This is a genomic window from Flavobacterium orientale, from assembly GCF_014638005.1.
Taxonomy (GTDB): domain Bacteria; phylum Bacteroidota; class Bacteroidia; order Flavobacteriales; family Flavobacteriaceae; genus Flavobacterium; species Flavobacterium orientale.
In genome coordinates, this window is record NZ_BMFG01000004.1 from 122,925 (window position 1) to 135,679 (window position 12,755).

Genomic DNA, 12,755 nt, shown 5'->3' on the forward strand with positions numbered 1-12,755 from the left:
TTAAAAATTAATATTTTTTATTCCTGACAAAATTTACTAATTTGCAGAAAATATAACCTGTATTCACATGATTAACATAACCCGCCTTTTTGATTTTCCTTATTATCAACTTGAAAAGAATGATATTGCCGATTGCCTGGTAACCAAATACAACGGAGAATGGATTAAAACATCCACTCAGGAATATGTGGATAAAGCCAATGCAATTTCTCGTGCTTTTTTGAGGTTAGGAATTAAAAAAAATGATAAAATTGCTCTGATATCTTCGACCAACAGAACAGAATGGAACATTTTTGATATTGGATCGCTTCAAGTAGGAGCTCAAACGGTGCCCGTTTATCCCACAATAGCATCTGAAGATTATGAATACATTCTAAACCATTCTGAATCTAAGATTTGTGTTGTTTCCGATCAAGTGGTTTATGATAAATTGATAGCTATTAAAAAGAACGTTCCAACCTTAACTGAAATCTATTCATTTGATGTAATTTCAGGTTGTAAAAATTGGAAAGAATTGCTGGACTTAGGAGCTGACAGTTCCAATCAAAGTGAAGTTGAAGAAAGAAAAGACAACGTTAAACCGGAGGAACTGGCAACCATAATTTATACTTCCGGCACAACCGGACGACCCAAAGGAGTGATGCTTTCGCACCATAACATTGTATCGAATGTATTAGATAGTGCTCCGCGAATTCCTTTTAAAGAAGGGACAAGTACCGCTTTGAGTTTTTTACCCATCTGTCACATTTTTGAACGGGTTATTTTGTACATCTACCAATATTATTCCGTGTCTGTGTATTTTGCCGAAAGCATTGAGAAATTAACGGACAACCTAAAAGAAGTACATCCTAACGTGATGACCGTTGTACCCCGCTTATTAGAAAAAGTATATGATAAAATTTACGGAAAAGGTGCTGAACTAACCGGAATTAAAAAGATGTTGTTCTTTTGGGCCATCGATTTAGGCTTAAAATACCAACCTTATGGTCAAAATGGCTGGTGGTATGAAAAACAATTGGGGGTAGCCCGCAAATTGATTTTCAGCAAATGGAAAGAAGCATTGGGAGGAAATCTTGACGTTATGGTTTCCGGTAGTGCTGCTCTTCAGCCCCGATTAGCCCGAGTTTTTGCTGCGGCAGGTATTCCTGTGATGGAAGGTTATGGTTTAACCGAAACCTCTCCTGTTATCTCTGTAAACGACATGCGTAATGGCTTATTCCGCATTGGAACCGTTGGAAAACTGATTAAAAACGTAGCAGTAAAAATAGCTGAAGACGGTGAAATTCTTTGTAAAGGACCCAACGTCATGATGGGCTATTATAAAGATGAAACCTTAACCAACGAAGTAATCAAAGACGGTTATTTTCATACGGGAGATATTGGAGAATTTGATAGTGACGGCTTTCTTCGCATCACCGACCGTAAGAAAGAAATGTTTAAAACTTCAGGCGGAAAATATATTGCTCCTCAATTAATAGAAAACCGATTAAAACAGTCCTTTTTTATTGAGCAAGTGATGGTGATTGGTGACGGTGAAAAAATGCCGGCAGCATTTATTCAACCTAATTTTGACTTTGTTCGCGAATGGGCAAAACGACATCAAGTGAAAGGAGTTGCTACCAATGAAGAATTGGTGAATAACCCTAACGTTTTAGAACGTTTTCAGGAAGAAATTATAGCTGCCAATGAAAACTTTGGTAATTGGGAAAAAATCAAACGTTTCGAACTGACTCCTGATGTTTGGTCTATTGATGGCGGCCATTTAACCCCTACTATGAAACTGAAAAGAAAAATAGTTAAAGAAAAATACCAATATTTATACGATAAAATATATAATTCTTAAAAAAACACACCATTTTTTAACAAGTGTTTACCATTTTTCATAAATTTACACCACTAACCAAAAACAATTAAATTTATGAATGCAAAAAACGTTTTAGTTTCCGGTGTCGTTGGAGGTATCGTTAATTTCTTTTTAGGCTGGATTTTTTATGCTATGCTCTTTAAAGATTTCTTTCCCCAATCGAATGAAGAAGATATGGATTTAACCATGATCTTTTTAGGTTGCTTGGTCTATGGCCTTTTTATGGCGTATGTGTTTGTTAAATGGGCCACCATTAGTTTAGCAAAAACAGGTGCACAAGCCGGAGCCATTTTCGGGTTTTTCTATGCCCTCTCGGTTAACCTCTTTATGGCCTCTTCAGGTAAATTAGACGTGCAAGTGATGTTACTTGATGTTGCTATTACCATTGTAATGAGTGCCATTATTGGTGCTGTTATTGCAGTAATCAATGGAAAATTGAAATAAAATATAAGCTATACTTCAAAAAGAAACGCTCTTTTCAGAGCGTTTTTTTTGTTTTTAAAAAGTAATCTTTTCCAGCGTTTCCAGTACATAGGTATGCATGACTTCTTTGTAATCCAGATGCGTCACCATTCGCAATTTTCCTTTACCTAAGGAACTAATGGCTATGTTTTTTTGCTTTAGTTTTTCAATGACATCTAAGTCCGCTATTGTGGGTTGTACCGAAAAAATCACAATATTGGTTTCCACCGGTTCCACTCCTTGAATCCATGGCAATCGTTGCAGCATTACGCCCAATTCTTTTGCCCGTCTGTGATCTTCTGCTAAACGTTCGATATTATTTTCTAACGCATAAATAGCTGCTGCAGCAACAAAACCTACTTGTCGCATGCCACCACCCAATACCTTTCTGATTCGCATGACTTTATTGTAGTGTTCTTGCGACATTAAGAGTACGGACCCAATTGGGGTTCCCATACCTTTTGAAAAACAAACCGAAATGGTATCAAATAGTTTTCCGTAATGCAAGGGATTCTGATTTTTAGCCACCAAAGCATTCCACAACCGAGCACCATCCAAGTGGTACTTTAACCCATGTTGGTCACAAACTTTTCTAATCGCTACCAAATCGACCATTTCATAACAAGCACCTCCTCCTTTGTTGGTAGTGTTTTCTAAAGCAACTAAGGTAGTCAACGGACTGTGGTAAAAGTCAGGCGGATTGATTGCTTCTTCCACTTGTTGAGCGGTAATCATCCCTCGAGAGCCTTCCAGTAACTTACAGGAAACACCACTATTAAACGAAACACCGCCACCTTCATAATTGTATATATGAGCAAACTTATCGGCAATCAATTGCTCTCCGGGTTGTGTGTGCAATTTGATTGCTGCTTGATTGGCCATTGTTCCTGACGGAAAAAACAAAGCGGCTTCCATGCCAAAAAACGCGGCAACTTTTGCTTCCAATTCATTTACTGTGGGGTCTTGTTTAAAAACATCATCACCTACTTTGGCGTTAAACATGGCACGTAGCATATCTGCATTTGGTTTGGTAACCGTATCACTCACTAAATTTATTTCCATTGAATTTTTAATTTTATATTTCATTTCGGACAGGTCGCAAGCTGTCCCTACGTAACAAATCTTACATTATTTCATTTTCACTATTAGGACAAATCACAACTTGTTCCTACCTTTGCAAAAAACAAAACTACAATAATTATGACAAATACCGAACAAATTAAAGGTATTGTGGAGCGTCTTGGTGCGTTGAGGAGGTATCTTTGACATCGATAAGAAGTTAATAGAAATTACCAACGAAGAAGAAAAAACGTTTGACCCCAATTTTTGGAACAATGCTAAGGAAGCGGAACTTATCGTTCGCGAACTTCGTTCCAAGAAAAAATGGGTAGAAGATTACCAAAAAGCAGTCAATCTCTCTGAAGAACTGCAAATGGTTTATGAGTTTTACAAAGACGGTGATGCTTCCGAAGAAGAAGTAGACAATGTTTTTGACCAAGCGAATCTTTTAATCGAAAATTTAGAATTTAAAAACATGCTTTCCGAAGAAGGAGACAGCATGAGTGCCGTATTGCAAATCACTGCCGGAGCCGGTGGTACCGAGAGTTGTGATTGGGCTTCAATGTTGATGCGAATGTATTTGATGTGGGCCGAGAAAGAAGGCTATAAAATCAAAGAACTCAACTTTCAGGAAGGTGATGTAGCCGGAATCAAAACCGTTACCCTAGAAATTGAAGGCGATTATGCTTTCGGATATCTGAAAGGGGAAAACGGCGTACATCGACTGGTGCGAATTTCGCCTTTTGACAGTAATGCTAAACGACATACCTCGTTTGCGTCAGTATATGTGTATCCGTTGGTGGATGATACCATTGAAATTGACATCAATCCCGCTGATTTAGAAATCATTACCTCTCGTTCGAGTGGTGCCGGTGGTCAAAATGTAAATAAAGTGGAAACCAAGGTACAATTGTTTCACAAACCAACCGGTATTCAAATTCAATGCTCGGAAACCCGTTCACAACAAGACAACCGTCAACGAGCCATGCAAATGTTACGTTCGCAATTGTATGAAATTGAATTGAAAAAACAAATGGCCCAACGAGCGGATATAGAAGCCGGAAAAATGAAAATTGAATGGGGTTCCCAAATCCGAAATTACGTTATGCAACCCTATAAATTGGTAAAAGATGTTAGAACCGGACAAGAAACCAGCGATGTAGACGGCGTCATGAATGGCGAAATAGACGAATTTTTAAAAGCGTATTTGATGATGATGGGACAGAAGGAAGAGTAGTTTTCGGGTTGCAGGTTGCGAGTTACGGGTTTTAGAAACGCTGAAAAAAGTATACGCTATTGTTACCTAAAAATCATTTTTCAAATTCTCTATCGTTTTCGTATTTTAGCAACAAATAAAAACACTACAACATATAATGGACATCAACTTCAACAAAAACGAAGACCACAACAAGCTTTTACTTTCTGATTTAAAACAGCGATTTGCTCAAGTGAAATTGGGTGGCGGTGAAAAGCGAATTGCCAAATTGCATGCAGAAGGAAAAATGACGGCACGCGAACGCATCGATTATTTGCTGGATCCTAAAGCGAAAAGCATTGAGATTGGCGCTTTTGTAGGTGACGGCATGTATGCCGAACACGGCGGTTGTCCTTCCGGAGGTGTGGTTGTAAAAATAGGTTATATCAAAGGAAAACAATGTGTGGTAGTAGCCAATGACGCTACTGTAAAAGCCGGAGCTTGGTTTCCGATTACGGGAAAAAAGAACTTAAGAGCTCAGGAAATTTCCATAGAAAACCGATTACCCATTATCTATTTGGTAGATAGTGCCGGAGTTTATTTACCGATGCAAGATGAAATCTTTCCGGATAAAGAGCATTTCGGACGCATCTTCCGCAATAATGCAGTAATGAGTAGTATGGGAATCACACAAATTGCGGCGGTTATGGGAAGCTGTGTGGCCGGTGGTGCCTACTTACCTATCATGAGTGATGAAGCGATGATTGTGGACAAAACAGGGAGTATCTTTTTAGCCGGAAGTTATTTGGTAAAAGCCGCTGTGGGTGAAAATATAGACAACGAAACATTAGGTGGTGCTACTACGCATTGCGAAATATCAGGCGTAACTGATTACAAAGCCAAAGACGACAAAGATGCTTTAGACCGCATTAAAAGTATCGTTGGGAAAATTGGCGATTATGACAAAGCCGGATTCAACAGAGTAAAAGCGGAAAAACCTGCCTTGAAAGAAGAAGATATCTATGGTATTATTCCAAAATCGAGATCGGACCAATACGATATGATGGAAGTAATCAAACGATTGGTTGACAACTCCGAAATGGATATGTATAAAGAAGGCTACGGACAATCTATCATCACGTGCTATGCTCGAATTGACGGATGGGCTGTGGGAATTGTTGCGAACCAACGTACGGTTTCCAAAACTAAAAAAGGAGAAATTCAGTTTGGCGGTGTGATTTACTCCGATTCTGCGGATAAGGCTACCCGTTTTATTGCGAATTGCAACCAAAAGAAAATACCCTTAGTTTTCCTTCAGGATGTCACCGGATTTATGGTAGGCAGTAAATCAGAACACGGCGGCATTATCAAAGACGGAGCCAAAATGGTGAATGCGGTCTCCAATTCGGTTGTACCCAAATTCACTGTGATCGTTGGCAACTCCTATGGAGCAGGAAACTATGCCATGTGTGGAAAAGCCTACGACCCCCGATTAATCTTTGCTTGGCCAAGTGCCGAATTAGCCGTAATGGGTGGTACGCAAGCCGCTAAAGTTTTAGCACAAATTGAAGCTTCTTCTTTAAAAGCTAAAGGGGAAATAATTGATGAAGTAAAAGAAAAAGAACTCTTTGACAAAATAAAAGCCCGTTACGATGCCCAAGTTTCTCCTTATTATGCCGCATCAAGGTTGTGGACTGATGCAATTATTGACCCATTAGAGACACGTACTTGGATTTCTATGGGTATTGAAGCGGCTAACCACGCTCCTATTGAAAAGAAATTTAATTTGGGGGTGATACAAGTTTAAAAAATATACCTCAAAATCTTATGAAATTATGGGATAGCAATAGTCCCTCGTTTTCTATAAACCAATACTTCTTTACCCTTTATTTCAATACACAATTACTTGATAATGACTAAAAACAGGAATACATTAGTTGCCATGAGGCTAGTACTTAAAACTTTTTTTCTTTTAATTTCACTACAACTGCTTGGTCAAACAGACACCACCAATGTTTCATTTGTGGCCTACTGGTCAATTGGTGACAGTTATGATTTTAAAATTTCAAAAGTTAAAAAGCAATGGAAAGAAGGAAAACTGGTTAAAGATGAAAACCAATCCTACATTGCCAATTTTACCGTCATTGATTCAACTGAAAACTCCTATACAATAAATTGGTCCTATGAAAATGATTTCAAAAACACCTACAATATTCCGGATCAATTGTTAGATAAATTATCAAAGTACAGGTTAACTGAAATTCAGTATAAAACTTCGGAGGTTGGTGATTTTATTGAAATCCTCAATTGGAAAGAAGTCTCCGAAATAATGAACAAAATGTTCGTTGATATTATTAATGTTAAGAGTTTAGATGACCCAAAATCAAAAGACAATTTAGAAAAGGCAATGGAACCTTTTAAGCAGATATACAGCTCTAAAGAAGGAATCGAGCAACTGGTAATGAAAGAAATACACTATTTTCATTTTCCTATGGGTCTTGAATTTGACACTACAGAAACCCTTACCTATGAAGACCAAATTCCCAATATGTTTGGCGGAGACCCCATTAAAGCCAATGCAAAAATGTATTTTGAAGAAATCGATTTTGAAGAAAATTTTTGTATCATAAAACACACTATGGAATTGGATCCTGATGACACTTTAAACATGCTTAACCAAGTATTTAAAAGCATGAATCTTAAGGATGGTGAATTTGAAAAGGCATTTGAAACTGCAGTATTTAAAATTAATGATTCCAACACTTTTGAATATTACTTTTATCCCGGAATCCCACATAAAATAGAAACTCTCAGAGAAACCGAGCTTACTATCAATGGTGAAAAAGGCAAACGAAGTGATAAAATTACGATAGAATTACTCTATCAGGATTAGTTTTGTTATCGTCTAAAACACAAAACCGGCCCATTTTGTGACACTTCATTAAATATGACTAAAATCATATTTTAGGGTAAAAAAATCACCCAATTTTGCTCCAAAATGTACACCCATGGAATTTTGGAAAAAAAGAACACCCGCAGAACGACTGCACCATATTGAAAAGGCCTTACAAGAAAATGTAAACTTTTCAAAAGATGCCTCTTTGGGCTATCCCGCGTCAAAATTAGACGGCAAAGTGTTTTATGATGATGCTCCTTTCTTAAAAGATGCTCCGGTATTAATGACTTTTGTGGCCAATCCGAATCATATCGGTTGTCATACCACGGGTACGTCAGAAAAGGCGTTTAAAGGGACACAGCAAATTGAAAGAGAGACCTTAGATATTCTGGCTGTGGACATCTTTGGAGCTGAAAAAAATCAATTTGACGGCTATATTGCTTCGGGAGGAACAGAAGCCAACCTACAAGCCTTGTGGATGTATCGCAACAATTTTATGAAGCATTTCGGGGCACAACCTACTGAAATTGCCATCCTAGCTTCTGAAGATACCCACTACTCTATTGCTAAGGGAGCCAACTTACTTTTAATTGATTGGTTATCCGTTCCTGTTGGTTTTGAAAATAGAAAAATCGACAAAGAAGCTTTGAATACTATGCTAGCTGTCGCGATGGAAAAAGGTAAAAAATACTTTATTGTGGTTTGCAATATGGGCACCACCATGTTTGGTTCGGTTGACAATCCTGATGACTATTGCGAGGTTTTAGAAAACTACAACGTTCCCTTTTCGATTCATATTGATGCCGCTTATGGCGGATTTGTATATCCTTTTTTGGCAAAAGAAACTACCGCATTGAGTTTCAAAAATCCAAAGGTATCTTCTATAACTGTTGATGCACATAAAATGTTGCAAGCCCCTTACGGAACGGGAATATTTATCTGTAGAAAGCGTTTAATTGAGAATGTGTTAACACAAGAAGCTCAATATGTTGAAGGAATGGATTTAACCTTGTCAGGAAGTCGTTCGGGAGCGAATGCAGTTGCCGTTTGGATGATTTTAAATACCTACGGACCGAATGGTTGGTTTGAAAAAATTAAGATACTGCAAATGCGTACCGATTGGTTTTGCCAACAATTAGATCAGATGAAAATTGCCTATTTTAGAGAACCCAATATGAATATTGTAACCATTAAATCGGCGTTTATTCCCGAGGAAACAGCGGCACGTTTTGATTTAGTTCCCCAAAAACACAACGACCAAAACCAATGGTATAAAGTGGTTTTGATGGAACATGTGGAAGTAGATCATCTCAACCAATTGTTGGAAGAGCTTAAAGAAGCTACCGTCACGGTAACTACCTAACTAGTAAACCTAAAAAAAGCCACTTAAATAAGTGGCTTTTTTATTTCGTATTAAACTTTGATTACGAATTTGTTTCTGCTTTTTTAGCAGAACAACATGCTTTTTTAGCAGCTCCACAGTCTTTCTTCTCTTCAGAAGCTTCTGCTTTTTCTGTTTTAGCTTTCGCTTTTTTCTTTTCTTTATTTTTTGGTTCACCAGCCATAACATCCATTGAGAATAAGAACGATGCTACTGCAAATAAGGCTACAATTTTTTTCATACTATTTAAATTTTTAACGGTTAATGTAATGAATTGAAAAACAAATATATATAATTTTTTAAAACGAACACTGTTAATTTTGTAGAATCTTTTCAGAAATGATTTGAAGCAACTGTTGTTTCGATAAAACACCCGACTGTCGCCAGAGTTGTTTTCCGTTTTGAAACAAGAGCATGGTGGGTACTCCTTTCACTTGGTATTGAGCCGCCAGGCTCTGATTTTTATCGACGTCAATTTTGATAATTGAAATGGTTTCACCTAAGCTGTCCTTTACCTCTTTGAGAATCGGACTTAGGGATTGACAGGGTCCGCACCAGGTAGCGAAAAAATCGACCAGTACGGGTTTGTCGGCGTTAATGAGGTCTTGAAAGGTTTTCATTAGTAATGCATTTTGTTATTTCCAATTCAAATAACCGCCTTCTAAATCGATGACTTCGGTAAAACCAAGGTCAACCATTTTCTTGGCTGCGATTTGACTTCTTGCTCCGCTACGGCAATAGACATAGACGGGTTGGGTTTTGTCCAGTTTTAGGATCTCCGTTTCAAAATCGGGTCCATTTACATTGTTATTTAGGGCGTGACCGATAGCACCTTCCGAAAATTCCTCCGGAGTTCGAACATCTACCAGTTGCACCTCCCCTTTTGCGATTGCTGTTTTAAAAGCATCGGGAGCAATGACCTTTATTTTGGGATTGGACTGCGACTGACACGAAATGGTGAGCATCGACAGGAATAGTATAACCAGTATTTTTTTCATCTTCTTTTCTTTTAGTTTATTGCGTTTCAACAACGGTAGGCGTATTAGTTACTTTACAGTGTACTCGGACAAACATAAGCCGTACGTTTAATACCTGTGTTTTTAATCGCGGCATAACCTCCTTTAACATCAATCACATTGTGATAGCCACGTGCTTTTAAAATGGAAGCGGCAATCATACTGCGGTAACCACCTGCACAATGCACATAGAAATCTTTGTCTTTAGGGAATTCAGCGATATGGTCGTTTAGAAAGTCTAGAGGTGTGGACGGCACATTTTCAATGTGTTCCGAATTGTACTCACCCGGCTTTCTAACATCAAAGACAGCGGCATTTTCGTTTATCTTTTGTTCCAGTTCGGTGGCTACTACGGTGGTAACGGTGTCGTATTCTTTACCGGAACTACGCCATGCGTCAAAGCCGCCTTTTAAATAGCCAATGGCACTGTCATAGCCCACACGGGATAATCGGGTGATGGTTTCTTCTTCTTTGCCTTCGGGGGCTACGATTAGAATGGGTTGTTTGTAATCTAAAATTAAGGCACCTACCCAGGGAGCAAAACCACCTTCAAGACCGATAAAGATCGATTTTGGGATATGTCCTTTTGCAAATTCATCCTGATGACGCACGTCCAGTATCAGAGCGTCGGTATCGTTAGCAACTAACTCAAAGGCAGTGGCATCGAGTGCTTTTGCTTCTTTGATGATGTCTTCTACATTGCTGTAGCCTTCTTTATTTAGTTTCACATTCATAGGGAAATACGCCGGAGGCGGTAATAAACCATCGGTTACTTCTGCGACAAACTCTTCTTTGGTCATGTTGGCTCGCAAGGCATAATTGGTTGCTTTTTGTTCCCCAATAGTACCCACCGTTTCTTTACTTAAGTTCTTTCCGCAGGCAGAACCGGCACCATGTGCGGGATACACAATAACATCATCGGCTAGCGTCATGATTTTTGTACGCAAACTATCAAACAACAAGCCTGCTAATTGCTCTTGTGTCATGTGTGCGGCTTTCTGAGCCAAATCGGGACGACCTACATCACCTAGAAATAGCGTATCGCCACTAAAGATGGCGTGATCTTTTCCGTTTTTATCTTTCAACAGATAGGTGGTACTTTCCATCGTATGGCCGGGGGTATGCAACGCGGTAATGGTGATATCGCCGAGTTGAAAAACTTCACCATCGGTGGCGATATGAGCTTTAAAACTCGGATTGGCATTAGGACCGTAAACAATAGTAGCTCCTGTTTTTTCTGCTAAGGTGACATGACCGCTAACGAAGTCGGCATGAAAATGGGTTTCAAAGATGTATTTGATTTTTCCGTTGACTGCTTCTGTTTTGTCGATGTAGGATTGCACTTCTCGCAGCGGATCTATAATGGCTACTTCACCTTGACTTTCAATGAAATAAGCCCCTTGAGCTAAACAACCGGTGTATATTTGTTCTATTTTCATAATTCGTTTTATTTTAGATTACAAAAGTAAAGCTGCATGGGTAAGCATACAGTAACATTAGTTACAAAGATACGGATTTTTGAAAAAGATTGAAAGGAATGGTTGTGTTTGGGAGGAAATTGGGAAAGTCGGCTGATTTACTGATTTGGAGCTTCGCTCCTTTATTGTTGCACAGCGTTCCACAAAGTTTTTTTGCCGCTAAGGAAGGAAGGCACTAAGTGGATTGGGTTGGGGAGCTTCGCTCTTATTTTTTGCCACGGATTATACGGATTTTGACAGATTAATACGGATTTTTTTTTCGCTGATTTACTGATTTGGAGCTTCGCTCCTTTATTGTTGCACAGCGTTCCACAAAGTTTTTTTGCCACGGACTTGCCTGCCGGCAGCTACGGTGTACCCACATCTTTTACTACTATCCTAACAAAGTGCTATGTTTTGCTAAAGTGCTGTTTGGGAATAGTTCTTGGTGTTTTGTTCAATCGCTTTTTTGAGATTGGAAAGATTCGTTTCTTCCTGTTTCTTTAGTGAACTTCCCATTAATGCCAGTATAGATTTTGAAAATATTCCATTTCCTGCTGCTGTTGTGATGGAATGAATTTTTGTTTTTCCATCAACGGAAGTAGTTCGTACTTCATAATCCATATCCATAAAATCAGATTCATATTTCATAGACATCATTTCATTTGGTTGGATGTCCGTTATTGTTTCTTTAATGGCCATAGTTTCTCCGTTATTGTCAAAATAAACCGTTGACACTGCTCCTATAGTTCCCGGAGTACCACTATTATGTTCAATTCTTTGAAAGCCGGGCAGCCATTCCGATAATTTTTCAGGGTCTTGCAGTACGTCCCACGTTTCAGTCACCGGTTTATCCACTACTATTTCACATTCATAGGTTGCTTTTGGTTTTATCAAACCCAAAACTAAAAATCCAATAATCAGGATTCCGATAATTACTAAGGCGTATTTTATATACTTCATGATGTTTACTTTTAATTATTATTTTATGGTTTTATGGTCGGAAAATTTGTTGTGTTTGTTCATGTTGTTTTTTGTTTGGCGTGGGGTTGGTTGTGGGGGTTTATAACTAACCTACAGTTCAAATATAGGTAACTTTTTTGAGGATTTAAAAAATTTTTATGGGTAATGCGTAGGAGGTCCCTTCCGCCTAGGCTGGATAAAATTTCGTCTTCGACATCCCGCGGGATGACAAAATTTGAGGGTAAACTGGGGGTGACTTTGATTATGGGATCCCTCCTTGCGTCGGGATGACATAGCGTGGTAAACTGGGTGGGGAGTTGCCTACTGCGTAGGGTATTCCTAATTCCTAATTAAAAAAAGCCCTCAACCGAAGTCAAGAGCTTTTGAACCAACTCAATTAGATTTATAGTATACGATGCAGAGCTTTGTGTTTGTTTTTACGGAAACTCTAGGTTGTGTGGG

12 protein-coding genes are annotated in these 12,755 nt (G+C 38.6%); 6 read left to right on the top strand and 6 right to left on the bottom strand.

What is annotated here, in order from left to right; translation table 11 throughout:
- Window positions 1–67 precede the first annotated feature (67 nt).
- Together IEV15_RS06665 and IEV15_RS06670 are read left to right on the top strand one after the other, a co-directional pair.
- Window positions 68–1,843 carry an AMP-dependent synthetase/ligase gene (locus IEV15_RS06665; RefSeq protein ID WP_188361739.1) on the top strand — a complete coding sequence of 592 codons (1,776 nt, stop codon included), beginning with the start codon at window positions 68–70 and terminating at the stop codon, window positions 1,841–1,843.
- Window positions 1,844–1,918: 75 nt separating this feature from the next.
- Window positions 1,919–2,308 (top strand): hypothetical protein, encoded by a 390-nt coding sequence (locus tag IEV15_RS06670; protein WP_188361740.1) that lies wholly within the window; start codon window positions 1,919–1,921, stop codon window positions 2,306–2,308.
- Between the two features lie 54 nt (window positions 2,309–2,362).
- On the opposite strand, the gene IEV15_RS06675 is transcribed toward IEV15_RS06670, so the two are convergent.
- Entirely contained in the window at window positions 2,363–3,388 is a 1,026-nt protein-coding gene (locus IEV15_RS06675) for a threonine aldolase family protein (protein WP_188361741.1), read from the bottom strand.
- A gap of 138 nt (window positions 3,389–3,526) precedes the next feature.
- Here IEV15_RS06675 and prfB point away from each other — a divergent pair.
- The 4 genes from prfB (at window position 3,527) to IEV15_RS06695 (ending at window position 8,839) form a co-directional block, all read left to right on the top strand.
- Window positions 3,527–4,622 (top strand): peptide chain release factor 2 gene (gene prfB, locus IEV15_RS06680; RefSeq protein WP_188361742.1). Its coding sequence is split into 2 segments (ribosomal slippage): window positions 3,527–3,589 and window positions 3,591–4,622, totalling 1,095 coding nucleotides; the frame shifts between segments, so codons are not numbered across the junction.
- A gap of 136 nt (window positions 4,623–4,758) precedes the next feature.
- Complete coding sequence (locus IEV15_RS06685) at window positions 4,759–6,387, top strand: acyl-CoA carboxylase subunit beta (RefSeq protein WP_188361743.1); 1,629 nt, start codon at window positions 4,759–4,761, stop codon at window positions 6,385–6,387.
- Between the two features lie 135 nt (window positions 6,388–6,522).
- On the top strand, window positions 6,523–7,473 hold the full coding sequence (locus IEV15_RS06690) for a hypothetical protein (protein WP_188361744.1): 951 nt from the start codon (window positions 6,523–6,525) through the stop codon (window positions 7,471–7,473).
- Window positions 7,474–7,588: 115 nt separating this feature from the next.
- The gene (locus tag IEV15_RS06695; RefSeq protein ID WP_188361745.1) at window positions 7,589–8,839 is read left to right on the top strand and encodes a pyridoxal phosphate-dependent decarboxylase family protein; all 1,251 of its coding nucleotides are present in this window, start codon (window positions 7,589–7,591) and stop codon (window positions 8,837–8,839) included.
- Window positions 8,840–8,900: 61 nt separating this feature from the next.
- Here IEV15_RS06695 and IEV15_RS06700 read toward each other — a convergent pair whose 3' ends face one another.
- The 5 genes from IEV15_RS06700 to IEV15_RS06720 all read right to left on the bottom strand — a co-directional run bounded on the left by IEV15_RS06700 (window position 8,901) and on the right by IEV15_RS06720 (window position 12,293).
- Window positions 8,901–9,098, bottom strand: coding sequence for a hypothetical protein (locus IEV15_RS06700; RefSeq protein ID WP_188361746.1), 198 nt, complete (start codon window positions 9,096–9,098; stop codon window positions 8,901–8,903).
- A gap of 73 nt (window positions 9,099–9,171) precedes the next feature.
- Window positions 9,172–9,477, bottom strand: coding sequence for a thioredoxin (trxA, locus tag IEV15_RS06705; RefSeq protein ID WP_188361747.1), 306 nt, complete (start codon window positions 9,475–9,477; stop codon window positions 9,172–9,174).
- Window positions 9,478–9,492: 15 nt separating this feature from the next.
- A complete protein-coding gene (locus IEV15_RS06710) occupies window positions 9,493–9,855 on the bottom strand; it encodes a rhodanese-like domain-containing protein (RefSeq protein ID WP_188361748.1) in 363 nt (120 codons plus the stop codon).
- Between the two features lie 53 nt (window positions 9,856–9,908).
- Window positions 9,909–11,312 (bottom strand): MBL fold metallo-hydrolase, encoded by a 1,404-nt coding sequence (locus IEV15_RS06715; RefSeq protein ID WP_188361749.1) that lies wholly within the window; start codon window positions 11,310–11,312, stop codon window positions 9,909–9,911.
- Window positions 11,313–11,750: 438 nt separating this feature from the next.
- A complete protein-coding gene (locus tag IEV15_RS06720; RefSeq protein WP_188361750.1) occupies window positions 11,751–12,293 on the bottom strand; it encodes an SRPBCC family protein in 543 nt (180 codons plus the stop codon).
- Window positions 12,294–12,755 lie beyond the last annotated feature (462 nt).